The following is a 22,507-nucleotide window of genomic DNA, read 5'->3' as shown; positions in this document are numbered from 1 at the left end:
AGATTAAATAAAACTAACTTAAGCATATTAATGCTGAAGTTAGTTTTATTTAAGTTTAATCAAGTGTCTTACTAAATTTTTTCATAGTAGCTGCTATGATTATTAAAATTAATGCCAACAAAGAAACAATAGGACTAATTAGATGTGAAATTCCTACTCCTTTAACAATAATTCCTCTTAAAATTTCAAGGAAATATGTCATAGGTAAAACACAACTGAGATAGTATACTAGCTGAGGCATAGCCTCTCTAGGAAAGATAAATCCTGAAAGAAGTACACTTGGCAATAATAATGCAATTGATGCCTGCATAGCCTGAAGTTGAGTTTTTGCAACAGTAGATATAAGCATTCCCATTGCTAAGGAACATATTAAAAATAAAGTTCCTAATAATATTAGTAATACTATACTTCCCTTTACAGATACTCCAAATATTATATAACCTAAGATTAGAGCAATAACCATATCGAAAAAACCTATAATAGTATATGGTATTAGCTTGCCAACTATTAGTTCAAATGCTGTAACCGGAGTCATAATAAGTTGTTCTATTGTGCCTTTTTCTCTTTCTCGCACCATAGCGAAAGATGTTAGAATAACAGTTATATTTTGAAGAATTAATCCAATTACTCCCGGTATGTTAAACTTACTGCTCTCCAAAGTTGGATTGTATAAAACGAGGGCTTTAAATTTACACCTATGTTTGAACTATTTTCCACTCCAGACTTACCTACTTGGATTTTTCGTAAATTTAGTGAATAGTTATTGCCGATTAATAGAGAGTAAGACATAGCTGTTCTTGCTATAGTGGGATCCGAGCCATCTACTAGTATCTGAGCTTCAGCACTGCTGTTTCTTCTCAAGTTTTTTGCGTAATCAGGTGGTATAACTAATCCTACCTTTACCCTTCCCATGCTTATATATTTTTCTACATCCTCCGGTGAATCCACAGCCCCATAAACCTTAAAATAATAAGAATTAGTAAACTTGCTTATCAATTCCCTGCTATCAGAAGTCTTACTTCCGTCGTAAACTACTAGGCTTACATTATTTACATCAGTATTAACTGCAAAGCCAAAAAGTAAAAGCATCATGATAGGCATCATTAAAGCTATAGCTAAACTGGCTTTATCCCTTTTTATGTGTATGAATTCTTTCTTTGTAATTGTAAGCATTCTTTTCCATCTCATTTTCAACACCCCCTTTACTCTCTCGATATCTTTAAATCATTAAAAGAGGATATAACATTTCTATTCGAAAGCTCTTTAACATAATTTATAAATATATCCTCAATATTGTCTGTGCCGTGCTCTTTATATAAAGCTTCAGGGGTGTCAATAGTAATAAGCTTACTATTATATATAAAACCAATAATATCGCAAATAGATGCTTCATCCATGTAGTGAGTAGTTACCAAGACAGTTATCCCATCCTTAACTAAACCAGTAATGGTATTCCAAAATTCTCTTCTAGATACAGGATCAACTCCTGCAGTAGGCTCATCAAGCACTAACAGGCTAGGATTATGAATAAGTGAACATCCTAAGGCTAATCTTTGTTTCCAACCACCGGATAAAGTTCCTGCTAAGCTTTTTTCCTTTCCATTTAAATTTGCCATATTAATTAATTCTTTTTTTCTCTGCTCTAACTTATCTTTAGGTAACATATAAATATTTCCATAAAACTCCAAGTTTTCTTCTACAGTTAAGTCCTCATACAAACTAAACTTTTGTGACATATATCCTATATTTTGTTTGATCTTTTCGGACTCCTTTACAAGATCATAGCCTAGTACTTTTCCTTCTCCTGAGGTAGGCCTTAGTACTCCACAAATCATTCTTATGGTTGTTGACTTTCCAGAGCCATTAGGTCCTAAAAAACCAAAGATTTTTCCTTTAGGTATATCAAAAGATAAATCATTAACTGCAGTAAAGTCACCAAACTGTTTTGTAAGATTTTTTATTGAAATGGCATATTCCATCTTAAAGCCTCCATCACTTCAAATTTACATCCATAAGCATACCTGGCTTTACAGACTCCAAGTTATCTAAAATTCTTATTTTAACTTCATACACAAGCTTCATTCTATCCTTTTTAGTAACAATATTCATCGGAGTAAATTCTGCCTCTGGGGAAATATAAATAACTTTTCCCTTTATTGTTTTATCTTTTAAAAATTCACTTTTAAGTATTACTTCTTTATTCAACTTAATAGAAGGCAATATACTCTCCGGCACATAAACCTTTACCCACATATTTTGATTATCTAGCAAAGTAGCTATAGGACTTCCTGGAGTAACATACTCCCCTTCTTTAAAGTTTACAGTTTCTATAACTCCATCTTTAGCCGTTACTATTTTACTCTTATCCAGTGCAATTTTGGATAACTCATAATCTTTTTTTGCTTTATCTAAGTTGTACTCGGCACTGTTTTTATCTCTTTCAGTTGCACCATTAACTAATAAATTTAATTTTTCGCTAGAAGCATCAAGCTGTGCCTTGTAATTATTTAGCTGTGCTTGTGTACTATCTAAAGAACCCATAGCATTATCTAAAGTACTCTGTGCATTGTCTAACTCATTTTTTGCTGCATCTACTGTAGATTTCGCCTCAGCTCCATTTTTATACAATGTTGATGCATCTTCATATTTTTTCTTTTTATAATCAGAATTTGTTTTTGCAGCAGAAACATTATTTTGAGCTACTTTTAGTGCAGATTCTCCTTGTTCCACTAAAGCTTGAGCTTGTCTTACTAAAGCTTGTTGTGACTTTATTTCTTCTGCTCTATTACCATCTTGTATTTTTCCCAGCTCATTTTCTGCATTTTTAATAGAAATTTCAGCATTTTGAAGCTTCAAGGAGCTTTCATTAGACCCAATAGTAGCAATCAACTCCCCAGTTTTAACTTTGCTTCCTTCTTTAACCTTCAATTCACTAACTTTTCCTGATACCTCAGCAGACACATTTATTTTATCCGCTTCTACATTTCCATAGTAGATAAATTCATTTGATTTGTTATACTCTGTAGATTTAAACAAAAAGAAAGCTGAGGTTATAACTCCTATTACTAATAGAAGCATTATAACTTTTACCTTATTCTTTTTTTCCAACTTCACCACTCCCATAATTAAACTCATATATTAAAAATGATTCTATATCACCAAATAAAAATCTTGTGATTAGGGTATTTAACGATTAAGCCTCTTCAATCCTGCTATTTTTGTTTCCGGCTCCATGCAAGAATATATCTATAATTTTTTTAATTTCATCCTCATCGCTTTCTATTTTAAAAGTCTCCGGAAAAATGTTAGTAAATACTATATATCCCATTAGTAAACTCATTAGAGTTCTAGTTATTACTAAAGGATCTATTTCCCTAAAGTTATCATTTTTTATATTATCCTCGATAAATGCACTTATGAAAGGAATAATTTTAGCTCCTATTTCATTTTGAACTATATTTAGAAGTTCTGGGTGATATGAAGACTCTATAAAAACGGTTTTCACCAATGGTAAGTTATTTTCTATTAAATCTAATCTATCTAAAAATAAACTTTGCAATACTTCTTCAATAGCTTTATCTGCTTCATTTTGTACGATTTGTTCTGCAGATTTTAAAATTAACGGTCTAAAAAACTTTATAATTAACGGAAGCACAAGTCCCATTAATATATCTTTTTTTGTTTTATAGTACCTAAATATTGTCCCCTCCGCTACGTCAGCTTCCTTTGCAATTTCACTGGTTCGAGCTCCCTCGAAGCCTTTTTCCGCAAAAATTTTTGTTGCAGCATTTATTATTTGCCATTGTCTTTTAGTTATGTCCTCTTCTGAAAAATTTTCATCAAATAAAAACCTCTCTAATGAATCTTTATCTTCTGGTATATTAGAACTCATAATTACCTCCTATATTTTTAATCTTAATACTCTACGAGTCCACAATCCCAAAATGAGTGAGTACTCATTTTAGATTTTATAATGTTATCCGAATTTTGTCAATTATTACTTTTACCTCACAAATGCAACTATAGTACCCTATTTGATTTAATGCAAAACCTAACTGTCAAACTAGCCCTTTTTATTATCAAGTTAATATTTGAAACTATTTGACATAACTGTATTCTATATGGTAAAATGTAATTATCTTTGAAGTTATACTTAATTTAATTAAAAGACGTTCACACAGAGATTTATTATTAATGTGTGTAATGAGAGCATATCAATCTGAGGTATTTATTTACTTGGATTCATATGCTCTTTTTTGACGAATTCTTAGCTAAATGAAGTGGAAACCTGAATCAGGATGGGGTTTCAAAACCCATCTGATTCTTATCGAACAAAAAGGGGGGGAATTATTTTGAAAAAAAATTTAAGAAGTTTTCTTTTAATTTTTTTTGGTGGTCTGTTGGTTGCAATTGGAACTTACTTTTTTCTTGCACCAAACCATATTGCTGCCGGAGGAATAAGCGGAGCTGCTATAATTATAAATAGCATACTCCAAAATATCCCAATAGGTGTATTTATGATGGGTATGGAACTTATGTTATTTGTTATAGGTATGATAGTAATTGGACCTATTTTCGGCGGAAGAACTATATTCTGTAGTTTTTCAATATCCGGTATGGTTTTATTATTGGAAAAGATTTTTCCTAATATTAAGCCCCTAGGCAATGATGTTTTGGTACAGCTTATATTTGGTATCTTAATTTGTGGATTAGGTATGGGAATAGTATTTAATCAAAATGCCTCTACCGGCGGAACTGATATCATTGCTAAAATAATAAATAAATATTTTAAAATTAGTATTGGTAAATCACTTTTAGCTTCAGATATTACTATTACAATAGCTGCTACAGCTGTATTTGGAATAGATAAAGGATTGTATGCGATACTGGGTGTTATAATAACTGCTACTGTTATAGATAAAGTTATTGCAAGCCTTAACACCTATAAACAAGTTGCAATAATAAGTAGTGAAGGTAAGGAAATAAAGAATTATATTGTGGATAAATTAGAAAGAAGCGCAACAATCTATTATGCTAAAGGAGCTTACCACGATAATGAAAGAGAAGTAATAACTACCATAGTAGATAGAAAGCAATTCTTAAAATTAAAAGATTATATAAAGGATATTGATACTAGAGCCTTTATTACAGTAAATGAAGTAAATGAAGTTCTTGGTGAAGGTTTCGCAGAACTTACGTAGTTTTAATAGCAATATAAAATAGAAGAATAGAACCGTGTAAAATGTACCCTATCGTATAGACCTTTTTTAAGTGTCTACTCTATGGGGTACATTTTAGTGAGTTCTATTCCTTTATTTTATATAACTTACAACATTCTTTTTTCTTTCTAGTACCCTAGTTGGTGTAACTTGCTTATAACCAAAGGTTACAGCATAAAAAGGAGTATATCCTTCTGGTATATTTAACTTACTGATTTGATCTTCTTGCTGAAAAAAGTACTTTATAAGCCCATTCCAACAAGAACCTATATTTAAACTTTCTGCTGCAAGCATCATGTTTTCCGTGGCCGCTGAGCAATCAACAATTGGAGAAAATCCTTCATCTCTTCCAGAAACAATAATAACTGTAGGTGCATCATAAAAAATATGAAGTTTTTCATTTTTACCCATTTTAGCTATCCATTCAACCTCTGAGTTAGCCATTGCCTCCTTAGTTTTAACACTTATAAAATCAATCAGTTCCTTATTTTGTATAACTGTAAAATGCCATGGCTGCTCATTATGAGCACTTGGAGCATATATACCTGCTTCTATTATTTCATTTAATTCAGTTTCGTTTATTTGCTCTGCCAAGTACTTTCTTATACTTCTTCTCTTTTTTATATTTTCTATCACTACATTCATCTTCCAACAATCCTCCTTAAATACATGCATTTACCATGCATTTTTCAGTATAACCTAACTTTTTATTTATATCAAATACAAATAAGTTGACTTTGATAAAAACAAACTTAATTGTCCGTAACTTATGTTACTGAAAAAATGTATGTTTAATAATATAATAAAATTCATAAACTAATATATAGAATTCACTATTAAAAATAACTTAATAATTACATAAAGTAATATTACATTACTCTATATGATTTATTTGACTAATGAGAGGAGAAATTTAAATGAGTAGATTTTTAGCCCCTATTCACACATGGTTATTCAATAAAATAAGTTTGTATGAGGAACTAGAGTCAAATTTAGTTAAGTCCTATACAGAGAAGTTTGGAGAAAATACTGAAAAAATATACACTGATATAAAGGATAATTTTGGCTACCCTTTAGAAGCTAAACCTATTGAGGAATTGATTGATCTTACTAACATTCACGGATGGCTACAAAATAAAATATCTATAGCTGAGACAAGGCAGGCTGCTTTAATAACAAAATTATACAATACTTATGGAGACGAAGTTAAAAATATTGCTATTAAGCTTTATTCCGAGCAAGGAACCCAATGCGGAGAAGATGCAAAACAAAAATATGAAGTTAATAATGCCCCTGAAATTTATCAAGCATTAAATAATTATATTTTAGAAGGCATGCCTTGTGATAGAGTAAATGTTATTACTGAAAACTCTGATGATAAAGTAGAATGGAGAAATGAAATGTGTTTACACAGAGGCTATTGGGATTCAGTTCAAGGAAATGTCTCTCTATTCTATGAGTTAAGAGATGCTTGGGTAAAATCATTTGTTGACTCTGTAAATAATAACTTCGTTTACAATGCAAATCGTAATGAGGCTACTTTTGAAATTCTAAAAAAATAATACTGAGCACCGGAGATGAAATAATAATCCGGTGCCTTTTTCTCTAAAGTTTATCCTATAGCTTACTGCCACTTTTCTTCTAATCTTTTTAAGATTTTCATATAGGTATCTTGTATATTAGTTTCTGCAGCAGATTCCTCTACCGCCCTACATGCATTATTTACATCTTCTAATGACTCTACACTTAAAGCTCTCTTTGCGAAAGAATAAATAGCTTTATCTTCTTTATCAATATGCCTAGTGAGTAAATCTGTGTAACCTATAGCATTTGCTATAACATCTACCCTCGAATCCCTATCTCCTTTTTTAACTCTTTGTAAAGCTAATTCTAAATTGCTGATAAAGAGCCTACCTAGGTCATGTTCTATAAACATTCCTGAAAGCGGTGCTTTCACCATTCCTCCTATTTGTTCTTCCATTTTTTTAAAAAGAATAGATTCCTCTTTATTATGATGGTGTTTGTCTGCATAATTCCTTATAAACTCAATTATACTTTTGAAATCCTCATAGTCAATCTCTCCTGATTCCAGTATGGATATACTCATTTTTCTAATAACATTTAGTCCTCTTTTTATATATTCATGCTCTTCCTTCATCAACTCTACAGCATCCAATTTTTATTCCTCCCTTAATTAACTTATATTTCACTATTTAACCTGACTAACTTGGCGTAACTCTCCCACTTCTTCAAGTGGGAGTTCAACGCCAAGTAAGCCATGCATTCGCAGCTCTAAAATTCAGATGGGGTAAAAGAATCCCCATCTGAATTAAGATCTTGCTTCAATAGTTTTACCTTTTATTCTTTAAATAACTTGAATTATTACATTAAGTTATTATCTGCAATAAAAAAATTTGTATGTAAAAAAGATACCTTACTAAACGTAGAGGTATCTTTTCTAAAAAAATTATATGTTTAATCTGTTACTTCAAATTGGTCTTTTCCTACTCCACATAATGGGCATACCCAATCCTCTGGTATATCCTCAAAGGATGTTCCTGGATTAACTCCGTTATCTGGGTCTCCTGTCTCAGGGTCATAAATATACCCACATACAACACATACATATTTTTGCATTGTAACACCTCCCTATAATTATTATTAGGATAAATCACCCTAATTATATCTAGCAAACTTTTCCTAATCGGAATAATATTAGCAACTAATGGTAATAATGAGATTAGTGTTTTATATTGAGGAGGTTATCATATGAGAGTTCCAAATCATATTGGGATTATACCTGATGGAAATAGACGTTGGGCAGTAAATAATGGTTTAAGTAAAGAGCAAGGGTATGGACCAGGACTAAAGCCAGGATTGGAATTGTTTAAAATTTGCAAGGAACTGGGTGTTAATGAGCTAACTTACTACGGATTTACTACTGACAATACTAAACGTCCAGCAGTACAGACTAAAGCCTTTACTCTAGCCTGTATAGATGCTGTTAAAATGCTTTCAAAAGAAGATGCTTCTCTTTTAGTTGTTGGTAATACTAAGTCTCCTATGTTTCCAAAGGAATTATTGCCCTTTACCGAAAGAAAAACTTTTGGTAAAGGCACTATGAAGATTAACTTTTTAGTTAACTATGGTTGGGAATGGGATTTAAGTGACGTTCTTGATTTAGAAACTACAAACAGAAAGCACATAGTAAATTCACTAAAATCCTCTGATATAAGTAGGGTAGATCTAATAATAAGATGGGGTGGTAGACGAAGACTTAGCGGCTTCTTGCCAGTTCAATCTGTATACTCTGATTTTTATATTATAGATGATTATTGGCCTGATTTTAAGCCATCACACGTGTATAAAGCACTACAATGGTATGATGAGCAGGATATAACACTAGGAGGTTAGTTAATTATATGAAGTGGAAACTTAAATTTTAAACAAGATTAAATTAATCTTTTAGATGTGCGATAATTTAGTGTAGCTCTATTTATCTGATTGTTAGTCATAAGATAAATAGAGCTTCTAAAATTTACTTATTTATCTCCAAATTCATCAGCATAGGCTTTAGGTGATGGTCTTGGTGCTATAACTACAAAACAAGACATATTTTCATTACCATTATTCTTTAAACTAAACATCTCCTCCCCTGCACAATGAATAGCATCTCCTACTTCAATACTATTCACTTTTCCATCTATTGTCAATTCACCTTTACCTGCAATTACATGAAGAACTAAGTCACTTTCTTCATGCTGATGTGGTGGCAATTCTTGACCACTTTTGAGATTCAAAACAAAAGCTAGAACCTTTTCCTCATTGAATAAAACTCTCTTGGTAAATGTATTATCCAAGTAAACCATTTTGTCTGCTATTTTTTCGATCCTCATAAAATTTCACTCCTATCAAAATTTATCCGACGACTACCCGCTCTAATACTCCCATCTTCTACAAAGTGGGAGTAAAGAGCGGCTACGCCCCTGGATTCGTTCAACTAATAGTCAGGTGGGGTTTGAACCCCCATCTGATTCAAGTTTACACTTCATAAGCTTCCTAAAGAACTAATATAATATCAAACTTTAACATTCCTATAATAGTTTCTCATTAAAAAGTTGTAATATACATTAATAGCTATCTCTAATTTTTCTTAGTGACCCTCCCCTTTTTTATTGTTTCTTTAACACCTCTTACTATAGCTGCAATATTTTTATAGGTTTTTAAAGTTCCATAAGTCACTATAGGTCTTCCAAAGGTAACAAGATTTAATCGTCGAGATGAAAATCCCCCTATTTTCATCCATATGTTTACCGCAGGATGAGTGTCAACTATATAAAGCTCCTCTGCTTTTATTCCAGCAATATTAAAGGAATCTACCATTGCTGGGATTACAAAATTAGGCTTATATTTACGACCAAGTGTATATACCTTAAACCCAAATTCATCTTCCCCTATGTATAATAAGTGTCCAAGCTGACTTTTCTGTATTTTGTCAAAAGTCGGGAGAGATAGTATTTCATTTTTATCTGGAACTTTATCTATTGGTAGATTGTTTATATGAATATTGGCTGCAACTGCTGTAGAATGTGTTCCTCCTACATCGTGATAAATAATTATCATTGACAATTAACACCTCTTAACTCAAATTTAATATTTTTTCATTCAATTAAACTTAATCACAAGATTTACTTCAAAAAATTAATATTTATAACTTATTATTCTACAGAGTTAACTTATATATTCTTATGTTATTTCCACATACCTACTTATTTTATTAATAATTCTACTTATAGCTTTTATAAACTTTGAAAATACTAATATATGAAAGAGTCATAAAATATTAATATGAAGGGATGGATAGAAATGAGTAAAAAGACTATTAAAAGCTGTTCTTTTGAAACACCTATTGAAAAACATGAGACTGCTTCATGGGCTAATATTGAAGAAACAAAACCTGTTTCCAATGTAAGTATACCTAGTGAAAATGAAACTCGAAATGCAAAAGATTATGTTGATAGTAATGAAAAATAATAGATTTGATGTACTATAATAAAAGAGTCCTCTTCTTGTAGAGGACTCTTTTATTGCATAAATAAGCACCATAAGAGATAACCCTACACATGATGCTTATTAAATTTATTAGATATGGATTTAATATAGACTTATCTTAAAATTCAATAATTAATACTGCATATCAGCATGTCGTCTATAAGTTTGATATTTTTCTTTTGCATGTTTTTCTGCAGTTGTAAATAATTCTTCAGCAATATCAGGAAATACTGTTGCTAGTGAAGTATACCTAATTTCACCATTTATAAATTCTCTAAATGATTGTGTCGGTTCTTTAGAATCCATTACAAATGGGTTTTTACCCTGCTCACTTAATGTTGGATTGTATCTGTATAAGTGCCAATATCCTGATTCTACTGCTTTCTTTTCTTCTTTTTGGCTAGTTCCCATACCGGATTTTATACCATGGCTTATACATGGAGCATATGCTATTATTAAAGATGGTCCTTTGTATTTTTCAGCCTCAACTATCGCCTTTATTGTATGATTCATATTTGCTCCCATCGCAATCTGAGCAACATATACATATCCATAACTCATAGCCATTAACCCTAAATCTTTCTTTCTTACCTTTTTACCAGCTGCTGCGAATTTTGCAACAGCAGATGTTGGAGTCGCTTTAGAAGACTGTCCTCCTGTATTTGAATATATTTCTGTATCCATTACAAATATATTTACATCTTCTCCCGTTGCAAGAACATGATCTAATCCACCATATCCTATATCATAAGCCCAACCATCTCCACCAATAAGCCAGTGTGATTTCTTAATTAAATAATCCTTTTTCTCCATTATTTCTTTCAATATTGGGTTAGAATTATAATCCTGAGCTTTTAGTGCCTCTAAAACTTTAGCTGATGCTGATGCAGACTCCTCCCCTTCTTCTTTAGACTTAAGCCATTCATCAAAAGCTTCTCTAACTTTATCATCTGTCTGGCCAGCCATATACTGCTTCATTAAATCTGCTATTCTATTTCTCATCTGACCTACAGCTAGGAACATTCCATATCCAAATTCTGCATTATCCTCAAATAATGAGTTACCCCATGCTGGACCCTTCCCTTCAGCGTTTACAGTATAGGCTATGGATGGTGAACTTGCACCCCAAATTGAAGAACAACCTGTAGCATTAGCTATCATCATTCTATCTCCAAATAATTGAGTAATAAGCCTTATATATGGAGTTTCTCCGCATCCTGGGCATGCTCCATTAAATTCTAATAAAGGTCTTGCAAATTGACTTCCCTTTAAAGTTTTCTTATCCATTAGATGATCTTTGTTTGTAACCTTATTTGTTACGTACTCCCAATTTTCAGATTGTGCCTCAATCTCCTGTTCTGCAGTTTGCATAACAATAGCTTTTCCTGGAGCAGGGCATACATCTGCACAATTTCCGCATCCAGTACAATCTAATGGAGCAACTTGGATTCGGAATCCTAAACCTTCTAGCCCTTTTCCAACAGCTTTCTTTGTTTCAAATCCAGCTGGTGCATTCTTCATTTCTTCTTCGTCTACTAAGTAAGCCCTTATAGTGGCATGTGGACATACATATGCACATTGATTGCATTGGATACATTTATCTATCTGCCACTGAGGTAACATCACTGCAATACCTCTCTTTTCATATGCAGTAGTGCCCATTGGATATCTTCCGTCTTCCATACCCTTAAATGCACTTACAGGAAGTTCATCACCTTCATGTCTCGCCATAGGCATCTGTATATTCTTAACAAATTCATTACTTATTGTACTACTCTTTTCTTCATCCTTTGCATTTTTCCATGAATCTGGTACACTTACTTTTACTAGTGCTTCTATACCTCTATCTACTGCAGCTTTGTTCATATCTACAATTTTTTGACCCTTTTTACCATAAGCCTTTTCAATAGATTCTTTTAGGTATTTAATAGCATCTTCAATTGGAATTACATTTGCTAGCTTAAAGAACGCTGCTTGCATAATCATATTGATTCTTCCACCTAGACCAATTTCACTGGCTATTGCAACGGCATCTATGGTATAGAAATTAATATTATGTTCAGCAATATATCTCTTAAGATTTCCTGGAAGTTTTTCTTCTAACTCTGATCCAGTCCATGGACAATTCAATACAAAGTTACCATTCTTTTTAAGACCTCTTACTAAATCATATTGGAATACGTAAGATTTGTTATGGCATGCGATGTAATCAGCATTAAATACTAAATAAGGAGATTTTATAGGCTGCTTGCCAAATCTTAAATGAGAAACAGTACTTCCTCCAGATTTCTTACTATCATAAGAAAAATATGCTTGTGCATAAAGATCTGTGTTGTCTCCTATTATTTTAATAGCAGACTTATTAGCCCCTACTGTACCATCAGAACCTAATCCCCAGAACTTACAACTTATTGTTCCTTCTGGTGTGGTATTTATAATATCCCCTTCTGGTAATGAAGTGTTAGTTATATCATCTACTATACCAATTGTAAATCCATTCTTAGGATCATCCTGTTTTAAGTTTTCAAATACTGATAATATTTGCGAAGGTCTTGTATCTTTGGATCCTAATCCATATCTTCCTCCTACTATTACAGGCTTCTTTTCATTTTCATAGAATAACTTAGTAACATCAAGATACAATGGTTCAGCTAATGAACCTGGCTCTTTTGTTCTATCTAAAACTGCTATTCTTTTTACGGAATTAGGTAATACGTTAAAGAAATATTTTGTTGAGAACGGTCTGTATAGATGAACCTTTATACGTCCAACTTTCTCTCCTTTTTTCATAAGGTAATCAATTGTTTCATCTATTGTATCACAAATTGAACCCATTGCAACGATTATATACTCTGCATCTTGTGCTCCATAATAATCAAATGGATGATATACTCTTCCTGTTATCTTTTCAATTTCTCTCATATAATTTTCCACTATATCAGGAACAGAATCATAAAATCTATTTGCAGCCTCTCTTCCTTGGAAGTATATATCTGGATTTTGAGCAGTTCCTATTACGGAAGGATGCTCTGGATTTAGCGACCTATCTCTAAACTCTTTTATAGCATTATAATCTACTAATTTTCCTAAATCCTCATAATCTATGGTTTCTATCTTTTGATATTCATGTGAGGTTCTAAATCCATCAAAAAAATGTAGAAATGGAACCTTTGATTTAATAGCGCATAGGTGAGCTACTGAGCCAAGATCCATTACTTCTTGAACACTAGTCGAAGCTAAAAGAGCAAATCCTGTTTGCCTTGTAGCCATTACATCTTGATGGTCACCAAATATAGACAAAGCATGTGTAGCAATAGCACGAGCACTTACATGGAAAACACAAGGCAATTGCTCTCCAGCCATTTTATACATGTTAGGAATCATTAACAATAAGCCTTGTGAAGCTGTATAAGTAGTGGTTAATGCTCCTGCGGCAAGTGAACCATGAACTGCTCCAGCAGCCCCTGCTTCCGACTGCAGTTCTGAGACCCTAACCGTTTGACCAAATAAGTTCTTCTTGCCATGGGCAGCCCATTCATCAGCAAGTTCTGCCATAGGCGTTGATGGGGTAATTGGAAATATAGCCGCAACGTCTGTAAAAGCATAAGATGCATAAGTTGCAGCCTCATTTCCATCCATAGTTTTCATACTTTTAGCCATAAGACTAATCCTCCTGACACTTAATAAATTTAGTATTTATATTTTTTTCTCCAACTTATTATTTGATTTAGAAGGATTCTCATACATAAAATTTAAAAATTTTGCTATTTTTTATAATATAATTAGATGATCAAACATTAACATTCAGCATATATTGGTCATATACTAATATTGTAGCTAATATACTTTATCAATTGATAATTTATTTCACCTCAAAAACCATTGACTTTTTACCAATTGTGCCTTATTATATTATTTATATTTCATTATCAAGTGATAATGAATCAGATCTTTATAGGCGTAATAATTGATAATTATTACGTACAAAAAGAATACATGGGGGTAATTTTATAATGAATGCTAAAATTAAAATAGCAAGACTTTCAGTGCTTTCTAATACAATTCTTATAATCATTAAACTTATTGTAGGCATTTTTACAGGTTCGGTAAGTATAATTTCTGAGGCCATCCATTCAACCATGGACTTAGTGGCTGCCATAATAGCCTTTTTTTCCGTTAGAATATCAGACAAACCTGCTGATGCACATCACCCTTATGGACATGGTAAAATTGAGAATATTTCCGGAGTTATAGAAGCACTTCTAATTTTTTCAGCCTCAGTTTGGATAATAGTTGAAGCATTAAAAAAGATAATTAATCCAGAGCATATAGAGTCTTTAGGTATAGGTTTTATTGTCATGTTTGTTTCTGCTGGAATTAACTTTATCGTATCTAAAAAATTATATAAAGTGGCTAAAGAAGAGGATTCAATAGCTTTAGAGGCAGATGCACTCCACTTGAAAGCAGACGTATATACATCTCTTGGTGTTGGATTTGGATTGTTATTGATTTGGATTACAAAGTTAAACTTTTTAGATCCTATAGTTGCTATCCTAGTTGCAATATTTATTTTGAAGGAAGCATATTATCTTCTTAAAACTGCTTTTAATCCTCTGCTGGATGTTAGTCTATCAGAAGAAGAAATTAGTATAATAACTAATGCTATATCTAAGCATAGCTCTGTATACTGCGATTTCCATGATTTAAAGACAAGAAAATCCGGATCTACTAAGTATATCGACTTGCACCTCGTTTTTCCTGAAGATATGTCTATAAAGAGTGCACATGACATATGTGATATTATAGAGGATGAACTTGAAAGTTTATTAAAAAATACTGATGTTATGATACATCTGGAATCCTGTACTCATCAGTGCACTTGCTGCAATCATAAATGTTGATTATATAGAGATAAAAAAACTCCCTGTTGAAAAACGGGAGTTTAAATTTTTTTATTGTAAATTAATAATTATAGTGCATTTAAAGCTCTTAATAAATTATCGATATCTAAACCATGTACTTGAGATGCTTCTTCTATTGTTTCACCTTGTGCTGATGGGCATCCAACACATCCCATACCAAAAGTCATTAAAACTTCTGCATATCTAGGATTCATTCTAATTATCTCGCCTATTGTCATATCCTTTGTTACTTTTTCCATATTATATACCTCTCTTCATTTATATTTGTTATACCAGTATTATTATGTACGCTTACCATAAGTTTATTATATTTTTATTTTATGAAAAATTCAAGAAAGCACTTTTCAGTTCAATAGTAACTTAATAGTAACCTACTAAAGTATAACTGACTTATAATATAATTGTAATATTAACTAATCAACGTATCAAGACTTATTATTTATTTTTATATTGCTAATAATATCTATAACATTATTTTTTAAAACTATTTATTATTTTTCAATGTAAATTCTGAATTCGATATTTTTAAATTTCCTTTTAATCCATCTGTAATATAAACTTCTTTATCTTTAGTTACAAAAATAGCCTCTATGCCTTTCAAAGTTTTAACATATTCTAAGCCTTTATCTATTCCCTTATAGAATATATTTTTTGTCATAGCATCTGCATCTATAGATGTATCTGTAATTATTGTTACACTAGCGAGGGAATCCTCCATAGGGTATCCTGTAAATGGATTCAATATATGGTGGTATTTCTTACCGTTTTGCTCAAGATATCTTTCATATATTCCTGAAGTTACTACTGTTTTATTAGTAATCTCTACTGATCCTAAAACACCACCTCTAGCCTCAAATGGATTTTGAATTCCCACCCTCCACGGGCTTCCATCTGGGTTACTATTAATGGCAAGTATATTGCCTCCAAGATTTACAATTCCATGCTGTACACCATTTTCTTTTAGTATTCTAGCTGCTTCATCTGCAGCATAGCCTTTTGCTATACCACCCAAATCTAAAGACATTTCAGGTATTTTTAGAAAAGCAGTCTTATTTTGTTCATCTAAAATTAAATCCTTATAATTAATTAAAGACTTTTTTACCTCTATTTCTTCTTTTGATGGAACTCTTGCTTTGTCTGTACCTATTCCCCATAACTTAACCAACGGCCCTACTGTAATATCAAATGCACCATTCGCCTGTTCTGAATAATATCTTCCCTTTTTTAATACATAAAAGGTATCATCAGATACTTTAACAGGATTTTTTCCTGAAGCATCACCTACTGCATCCAGCTCAGTTCCATCCTTATTAACGCTCATTTTATCCTCTATATTTTTTATTCTAGTAAACGCCTTAGTTATTGCCTCCTCTTTGTCAGCATCGTAAACCTTTATCGTACAAATAGTTCCAAGCATATACTCCGTTTTTTCAACTGGTTCTACTGTTTTCTTGCATCCAGTAAAAAAAGACATAAATATTATAAATACAATCACAATGAATACATTTTTTCTTATGGTAACATTCCTCATTCCCATAGTATAACCTCTTTTCTTTTACTTTAATTTTAAAGGAAGTCCACAAGCTACGAGATATACTTCATCACTTAAATTTGCTATTAACTGATTTAAGTTTCCTAAAATATCACTAAAGATTCTTCCCAACCTATGCTCAGAAACTAAACTCCAACCTACTTCATTTGTGACGATAATTAGTTCTTTATTATTTTCCTTTGCAATTACAATCACTTTTTCCACTTCTGATTTTATATGCTGGCTAAGTTTTATTATATCCTGTTGTGACATAGTATCAAAATCATAATTTTTATCAAACATTAAGTTTGTAACCATAGTACCTATGCACTCTAGCATTATATATTTATGACAATCTTCTTTAATTACCTTATCTAATTCCTTATATCCTTCGTGAGTACCCCATTTAGAGTTTCTTCTCTCTTTATGCTTTTGAACTCTTTTTTCCATTTCTTTATCTGTTACCATTGCAGTGGCAATATAAAGTACATCATCTTTATCCTCTAATAATTTTTCTGCAAAAGTACTTTTTCCACTCCTACTTCCTCCAGTAACTAATATCACTTTTCCCATTTTACTCTCTCCTCTTCACTTTCATACGATAACTATCCGCTTTAATATTGCCATTTGATTAAGATTTTAATTTATTTCATAATTATAGCAATCAAAATTAGAGTTAATATTTCTACTAATTCATTATTTGCTCCAAGAATATCTCCTGTTATTCCACCTATCTTACTTTTACAAAATTCATTAAGTACAACTGATAAAATTATACCTGAAACTAATAGTATTATTACATATTTAGGATTCATGACTAATATGAGAATTCCTGTTGTTATTAAAACGGTAATAACCAACTGCATCTTGCCAATGTTGCCTATAAATAAATTCCCTGTACCTGTATTTTTAGCGGTATTACCCATAGCTGACAAGAATACTGTAGTAAATCTTGATATCATAGGAGCTACTATTATTGCTATAGAAAACTTAGGAGCTATAGCTACTATTAGTGTATATTTAAAAAGGAAATCAAATATAGTAGCTATACAGGAATAAGTTCCTATTCTACTATCTTTCATTATTTCAATTATTCTATCACTGCCCTTAAATGCAAAAAAACCATCACAGGTATCTCCAAGGCCATCGATATGCAGTCCTCCTGTTAACAGTACTCCTATTAACAATACAATAACTACCGTTGGCTCTAAGGGTAAAATTTGTATAAAAAGTTTATATGCCCCCCATTGAATTCCACCTATTATTAATCCAACAATCGGCAAAAACACAGAGCCTCTTCTAAAATTCTTACTTTCACAAGGTAAACTTAAATTTATAGGAATCCTTGTGAAAAATTGAATAAATAATAATAAATTACATATAGTTTCTTTCATAATATTCTCTTCTCCCCCTTGCTAATTATACATGAGTTATACTATCTATGTATAAGTTTTCATATTCATATTTTATAATAGTTATATCACAGTTTCTAGATCCAAAGCTCCAGAAAAAATCTAAATTTCCCCCTAACAAGTAGCAATATACAGATCTTATAACCCCACCATGAGTTACAATTAGAACATTATCTTCATTGAGCTTCAAAATGTCATCCATAAAACTTTTTACTCTGTTATAAAACTGTATGTAGCTCTCTCCTTCTGGCGGAGTAAAACCTTTCCAATCATTGCACCAATGCTTCCACTCATTCGCATAAAGGGCTTTTATTTCTTCATGGCTTTTTCCTTCAAATACCCCAAAATTTGTTTCATTTATTCTTTTATCCTTTATTAGTTCAAATTGCTTGTCTTTCAATAAAATATTAGCTGTTTGTACTGCTCTTTTCAGTTCACTAACATATACTTTTCCAAAATTTACGTCTTTCAATTTTTCTGACCCTTTTTCAGCCTGTAAAACACCTTTTTCTGTAATACTCACATCGATACTTCCATAATAACATCCCTTTTTATTATGCTCTGTTTCCCCATGTCTTACAAAATATAAATTCAATTAAAATTCCCCCAAATCATCACATACTTCTATCTAATTATATAAAAAAATGTAAAATACTCAAATATTTCAAAATACCTGCTACACCATCTTTCAGTTCGAGGATTTGACTTAAATTACTCATTAGTTTATTTCTTCTTCGTTAATACTTACATAAAATGTCATACAAACTAATTATATACTATTTTATATAAAAACAAAGAGTGGATTAGCCTCCTATATTTAGGTTTATCCACTCACTTTTTCACTTATGATTTAGCCCTGTAAATTGTCAGGTTCATGAAGATATAAATATGATTGACAGTAATTTTATATCAACCTATTGTCTAGTATATAAGCATATTTAATATATTATGGTCATCCTTCTTATTATTGATTTTAGTGTTAACATTTTTAAATTCTGTGTCTATCATTTCATTCTTCTTAATTCCAACAGCTCGCCCTGAGTAATCATTAATTAATAAGTTTACTGCAGCAACCCCCATCTTACTTGCCAATACTCTATCAAATGCTGAAGGATTCCCACCTCTTTGTATAAACCCTAGCACAGTAGTTCTCACATCAACTCCTAATTTTCCTTCAATGTATTTTTTTAGTTCCTGTAAATCATACATTCTTTCTGTAATTATAACTATATTGTCATTTTTTTCAGCACTCATTCTTAGTTTTAGTTTTGAACATATAGTATCAAAATCCAATCTTTTTTCTGGAATTGATATTATATCTCCACCACCAGCTAATGCTGAATATAGAGCTAAATCACCACAATATCTTCCCATAACTTCAACAATAGTAGTTTTGTCATGCGAAAAATCTGTATCTTTTATTTTAGCAATACAATCCAGTACGGTATTTAAGGTAGTATCAAAGCCTATTGAATAATCCGTATATGTTAAATCATTATCTATAGTTCCAGGTATCCCCACAACCTTAACACCTAATTTATGTAGTTTATCTGCTCCTTTAAATGATCCTTCACCACCAATTACAACTAAAGCATTTATATCAAACTTTTTTAGTATCTCTAAAGCTTTTTCTCTCCCTTCTTCCTCCATGAACTGCAAACATCTAGCAGTTTTCAAAATGGTTCCACCCCTGCCTGATATATTCTCTACATCTAGAGAAGTTAATCTTTGAATATCACCGTCCATCAAACCTTGGTATCCACGTCTTATTCCCACTACTTCAATATTATTATAATTTGCTGTTTTTACTACTGCCCTTATAGCAGCATTCATTCCTGGAGCATCCCCTCCACTTGTTAAGACACCTAATCCCATCAATATTAACCTCCATTTCATATATGTTATTAATTTGTACTGCCATGTCTTATGAAGATATTTGTATTCAAAGTAGGAAATTTAATATTTTTAAGAATCTAAACTAGGTAAAGTTGACCCACCAAAAGGCATCAATACTATTTTCGAATCATTTCCTTTTTCTTTGAAAGCAGCATCTACTGCACTTTGCACATCACTAAAGGGTTCCATGAATATACTTCTTACAAAGTCTGGTTCTAACTCTGAAACTAAATATATCTTAGCCTTTTGTAATATCATTGCTATAGCAGCTGCTTTGTGTCCTCCAAGCTGAAAATTCTTTTTTATTTCTTCAATCATGTCTTCGGATCTCTTTGCATTTAACATCCAATTCTCAAAAGTCTTTTCTCCTAATCCTTCTTTACAAGAAGCCACCAATATTATAATTCCCCCATCTTTTACTGCATGCTTAGAATTATCTAGTGCCTTTTGTGCTTGATATAAATTTAAATCCTTTGGATATCCACCTGGAGTAGTCATAACAATATCAGCTTTTTCTTCTATATGAATCTTATAAAAATCATCTAAAAACTTGCAACCCTCTCTATGAGCTTCTATGTAATGACCTGTTACAGCTTTAATTATTTGTTTACTACTATCCAATACCACATTAACTATAAAATCTATCGGTACAAATTTTTCAACTGCTTCTATATCTAACCTTACTGGATTAGTCTTAATGTTTCCAGTTCTTGCATCCTCTTCTACCATTCTGCTGTGGTTTGCTTGAATAGCTGCTCTTGTGGAAACCCCCGGCATTATAGCTTTAGCACCACCACTATACCCAGCAAAATAGTGGTATTCAATATTTCCTAGACAAATTCTTCTGTCTGCCTGTGCTACAACCTTATTGATATCTATAGGTGTTCCATTTGCAGTTACCCCAAGATGTACAAATTCTGTTGAGTTACTGTCTATACATTTTATTTTGTTAAAAACCTCTTCACCAACTAAGTATTTCTTCTCATCTTCTGTGTGTGCTCTGTGACTTCCAAGGGCAAACACAATAGTGATATCCTCATCTTTAACTCCTGCATTGTTTAATTCCTCTATAACCACAGGTAAAACTACTTTACTTGGCATAGGTCTAGTTATATCGCTAGTAACTATTACAATCTTTTCCCCTGGTTTAACAATATTCTTTAATACATCTGTGCCAATAGGATTTACCATAGCTCTTTTTACTTCTTCTACACCTGTTAAACCTATCTTCACTTCATTAGGAGCCAACACAGCTAAAACATTTTTATCATCTATTTGAAAGTTCATTTTTCCCTTTGCAAATCCAAAACTATACTCCATCTTTAATTTCCCCCTATATCTGTTTAAAAATAAACAGTAGAGTCAGACTTCATTGTCACCAATGTCTAAATCTACTGTTTTTATTTAAGTTTTAGAAAAACTAATTCTTTGTCAGGATATTTTACTCAGTTATTTTTACTGGTCTTCCTTCTTCATAAGATTTCTTTGCAGCAATAGCAATTATTACTGGTTTCAAACCGTCTATCCCTTGAACTGGTGTTGGAGTATCATCTTTTATTGCTTGGAAGAATTGTCTTAATTCCTCTACAAAAGAGTCTTTATATCTTTCTAAGAAGAAGTACTTAGGTTTCTCAGCAAATACACCATCTGCTGTACTAAGTATTGCTGAAGAAGGAGTATCATTGCTAACAGTTACCCCTCCCTTTGATCCAAATACTTCAACTCTTTGATCATATCCGTAAGCTGCTCTTCTGCTATTATCTATAACTCCTATAGCTCCATTTGCAAACTTTAATGTTATTAAAGCTGTGTCTACATCTCCAGCTTCTCCAATTGCTGGATCTACAAGTACTGCAGCATTTGCATAAACTTCAACTACTTCACTTCCAGATAGGTATCTTACCATATCAAAATCATGAATAGTCATATCAAGGAACATTCCTCCTGATACCTTAGCATATTCAGGTGATGGTGGTTCTGGATCTCTTGAAGTTACCTTGATAATATGTGGGTCTCCAATTTTTCCTTCTTTAACCAAATCACATACCTTGCTAAAGTTGTGATCAAAGCGTCTATTAAATCCTACTTGATATTTAACTCCTGCTTTTTTAACTGCATCTAATGCAGCTGATATTCTTTCAAGATCATAATCTATAGGCTTTTCACAGAAAATATTTTTTCCTGCATTGGCAGCCTCAATTGATATAGGTGAATGTGTATTAGTTGATGAACAAATAAGTACAGTGTCTATTTCTGGATCATTTAATATATCATGATAATCTGCATATACATTTTCTATTCCAAGATCAGTTGCCCAATCTTTAATTTTATCCGCATACATGTCCGCAATTGCCTTAACTTTTACATCTACAAAATTATTCACAACATTTTCTGCATGTAACTTTCCTATTCTTCCAGCACCTATTATTCCTAGTACAATTTTATTTGACACAACAATCTCTCCCATCTAATATA

At 32.0% G+C, this 22,507-nt stretch carries 24 protein-coding genes; 5 read left to right on the top strand and 19 right to left on the bottom strand.

Translation table 11 applies throughout. From position 1 onward, the window contains the following. Positions 1–55: 55 nt before the first annotated feature. The 5 genes from CLMAG_RS34135 to CLMAG_RS02670 form a co-directional block, all read right to left on the bottom strand. Positions 56–658 carry an ABC transporter permease gene (locus CLMAG_RS34135; RefSeq protein ID WP_278329749.1) on the bottom strand — a complete coding sequence of 201 codons (603 nt, stop codon included), beginning with the start codon at positions 656–658 and terminating at the stop codon, positions 56–58. Then, positions 625–1,188 (bottom strand): ABC transporter permease, encoded by a 564-nt coding sequence (locus tag CLMAG_RS34130; RefSeq protein WP_278329748.1) that lies wholly within the window; start codon positions 1,186–1,188, stop codon positions 625–627. Before CLMAG_RS34130 ends, CLMAG_RS34135 begins: the two co-directional genes overlap by 34 nt. A gap of 14 nt (positions 1,189–1,202) precedes the next feature. Then, on the bottom strand, positions 1,203–1,979 hold the full coding sequence (locus tag CLMAG_RS02680) for an ABC transporter ATP-binding protein (protein WP_066617579.1): 777 nt from the start codon (positions 1,977–1,979) through the stop codon (positions 1,203–1,205). A 13-nt stretch (positions 1,980–1,992) separates the two neighbouring features. Next, positions 1,993–3,108 (bottom strand): HlyD family secretion protein, encoded by a 1,116-nt coding sequence (locus CLMAG_RS02675; protein WP_242954993.1) that lies wholly within the window; start codon positions 3,106–3,108, stop codon positions 1,993–1,995. Positions 3,109–3,193: 85 nt separating this feature from the next. Then, positions 3,194–3,892, bottom strand: coding sequence for a TetR/AcrR family transcriptional regulator (locus tag CLMAG_RS02670; RefSeq protein ID WP_066617575.1), 699 nt, complete (start codon positions 3,890–3,892; stop codon positions 3,194–3,196). A 460-nt stretch (positions 3,893–4,352) separates the two neighbouring features. On the opposite strand from CLMAG_RS02670, the gene CLMAG_RS02665 reads away from it, so the two are divergent. Further along, positions 4,353–5,201 (top strand): YitT family protein, encoded by an 849-nt coding sequence (locus CLMAG_RS02665; RefSeq protein WP_066617573.1) that lies wholly within the window; start codon positions 4,353–4,355, stop codon positions 5,199–5,201. Positions 5,202–5,312: 111 nt separating this feature from the next. On the opposite strand, the gene CLMAG_RS02660 is transcribed toward CLMAG_RS02665, so the two are convergent. Next, entirely contained in the window at positions 5,313–5,864 is a 552-nt protein-coding gene (locus CLMAG_RS02660) for a nitroreductase family protein (RefSeq protein WP_066617571.1), read from the bottom strand. A 272-nt stretch (positions 5,865–6,136) separates the two neighbouring features. Here CLMAG_RS02660 and CLMAG_RS02655 point away from each other — a divergent pair, with 272 nt between their 5' ends. Continuing rightward, positions 6,137–6,781, top strand: coding sequence for a hypothetical protein (locus tag CLMAG_RS02655; protein WP_066617567.1), 645 nt, complete (start codon positions 6,137–6,139; stop codon positions 6,779–6,781). Positions 6,782–6,843: 62 nt separating this feature from the next. On the opposite strand, the gene CLMAG_RS02650 is transcribed toward CLMAG_RS02655, so the two are convergent. Further along, a complete protein-coding gene (locus CLMAG_RS02650) occupies positions 6,844–7,395 on the bottom strand; it encodes a hemerythrin domain-containing protein (RefSeq protein WP_066617564.1) in 552 nt (183 codons plus the stop codon). A gap of 299 nt (positions 7,396–7,694) precedes the next feature. Continuing rightward, positions 7,695–7,856: a rubredoxin gene (gene rd / locus CLMAG_RS02645; RefSeq protein WP_066617556.1), complete on the bottom strand. Its 162-nt coding sequence runs from the start codon at positions 7,854–7,856 to the stop codon at positions 7,695–7,697. Positions 7,857–7,988: 132 nt separating this feature from the next. Here rd and CLMAG_RS02640 point away from each other — a divergent pair, with 132 nt between their 5' ends. Further along, positions 7,989–8,633 carry an undecaprenyl diphosphate synthase family protein gene (locus CLMAG_RS02640; protein ID WP_066617554.1) on the top strand — a complete coding sequence of 215 codons (645 nt, stop codon included), beginning with the start codon at positions 7,989–7,991 and terminating at the stop codon, positions 8,631–8,633. Positions 8,634–8,761: 128 nt separating this feature from the next. Here the strand turns inward: CLMAG_RS02640 and CLMAG_RS02635 are convergent, their stop codons facing one another. Together CLMAG_RS02635 and CLMAG_RS02630 are read right to left on the bottom strand one after the other, a co-directional pair. Then, entirely contained in the window at positions 8,762–9,115 is a 354-nt protein-coding gene (locus CLMAG_RS02635; protein WP_066617552.1) for a cupin domain-containing protein, read from the bottom strand. Between the two features lie 247 nt (positions 9,116–9,362). Beyond that, entirely contained in the window at positions 9,363–9,842 is a 480-nt protein-coding gene (locus tag CLMAG_RS02630) for a DUF3189 family protein (RefSeq protein ID WP_066617550.1), read from the bottom strand. A gap of 243 nt (positions 9,843–10,085) precedes the next feature. On the opposite strand from CLMAG_RS02630, the gene CLMAG_RS02625 reads away from it, so the two are divergent. After that, positions 10,086–10,253, top strand: coding sequence for a CDIF630_02480 family spore surface protein (locus tag CLMAG_RS02625; RefSeq protein ID WP_066617547.1), 168 nt, complete (start codon positions 10,086–10,088; stop codon positions 10,251–10,253). 150 nt (positions 10,254–10,403) lie between these two features. Here the strand turns inward: CLMAG_RS02625 and nifJ are convergent, their stop codons facing one another. Further along, entirely contained in the window at positions 10,404–13,931 is a 3,528-nt protein-coding gene (gene nifJ, locus CLMAG_RS02620) for a pyruvate:ferredoxin (flavodoxin) oxidoreductase (RefSeq protein WP_066617544.1), read from the bottom strand. Positions 13,932–14,284: 353 nt separating this feature from the next. On the opposite strand from nifJ, the gene CLMAG_RS02615 reads away from it, so the two are divergent. Continuing rightward, positions 14,285–15,172 (top strand): cation diffusion facilitator family transporter, encoded by an 888-nt coding sequence (locus CLMAG_RS02615; RefSeq protein ID WP_066617537.1) that lies wholly within the window; start codon positions 14,285–14,287, stop codon positions 15,170–15,172. Positions 15,173–15,240: 68 nt separating this feature from the next. Here CLMAG_RS02615 and CLMAG_RS02610 read toward each other — a convergent pair whose 3' ends face one another. From CLMAG_RS02610 to iolG, 8 genes are all read right to left on the bottom strand, one after another. Beyond that, a complete protein-coding gene (locus CLMAG_RS02610) occupies positions 15,241–15,432 on the bottom strand; it encodes a DUF1858 domain-containing protein (RefSeq protein ID WP_066617534.1) in 192 nt (63 codons plus the stop codon). 245 nt (positions 15,433–15,677) lie between these two features. Next, positions 15,678–16,730, bottom strand: coding sequence for an FAD:protein FMN transferase (locus tag CLMAG_RS02605; RefSeq protein ID WP_423231056.1), 1,053 nt, complete (start codon positions 16,728–16,730; stop codon positions 15,678–15,680). Positions 16,731–16,748: 18 nt separating this feature from the next. Then, the gene (gene cobU, locus CLMAG_RS02600) at positions 16,749–17,297 is read right to left on the bottom strand and encodes a bifunctional adenosylcobinamide kinase/adenosylcobinamide-phosphate guanylyltransferase (protein ID WP_066617530.1); all 549 of its coding nucleotides are present in this window, start codon (positions 17,295–17,297) and stop codon (positions 16,749–16,751) included. Positions 17,298–17,368: 71 nt separating this feature from the next. Next, complete coding sequence (cobS, locus tag CLMAG_RS02595) at positions 17,369–18,118, bottom strand: adenosylcobinamide-GDP ribazoletransferase (RefSeq protein ID WP_066617527.1); 750 nt, start codon at positions 18,116–18,118, stop codon at positions 17,369–17,371. Positions 18,119–18,143: 25 nt separating this feature from the next. Continuing rightward, entirely contained in the window at positions 18,144–18,731 is a 588-nt protein-coding gene (cobC, locus tag CLMAG_RS02590) for an alpha-ribazole phosphatase (RefSeq protein WP_066617525.1), read from the bottom strand. A 326-nt stretch (positions 18,732–19,057) separates the two neighbouring features. Continuing rightward, a complete protein-coding gene (gene pfkA / locus CLMAG_RS02585) occupies positions 19,058–20,011 on the bottom strand; it encodes a 6-phosphofructokinase (RefSeq protein ID WP_066617524.1) in 954 nt (317 codons plus the stop codon). Between the two features lie 90 nt (positions 20,012–20,101). Then, positions 20,102–21,352: a nickel-dependent malate racemase, LarAH6 family gene (gene larAH6, locus CLMAG_RS02580; protein WP_066617522.1), complete on the bottom strand. Its 1,251-nt coding sequence runs from the start codon at positions 21,350–21,352 to the stop codon at positions 20,102–20,104. A gap of 121 nt (positions 21,353–21,473) precedes the next feature. After that, positions 21,474–22,484 carry an inositol 2-dehydrogenase gene (iolG, locus tag CLMAG_RS02575; protein ID WP_242872911.1) on the bottom strand — a complete coding sequence of 337 codons (1,011 nt, stop codon included), beginning with the start codon at positions 22,482–22,484 and terminating at the stop codon, positions 21,474–21,476. Positions 22,485–22,507: the final 23 nt, after the last annotated feature.

It is taken from the genome of Clostridium magnum DSM 2767 (assembly GCF_001623875.1).
Lineage (GTDB): Bacteria > Bacillota > Clostridia > Clostridiales > Clostridiaceae > Clostridium_AM > Clostridium_AM magnum.
Note: the sequence above shows the minus strand (reverse complement) of the source record. Positions and strands in the feature narration are given on the sequence as shown.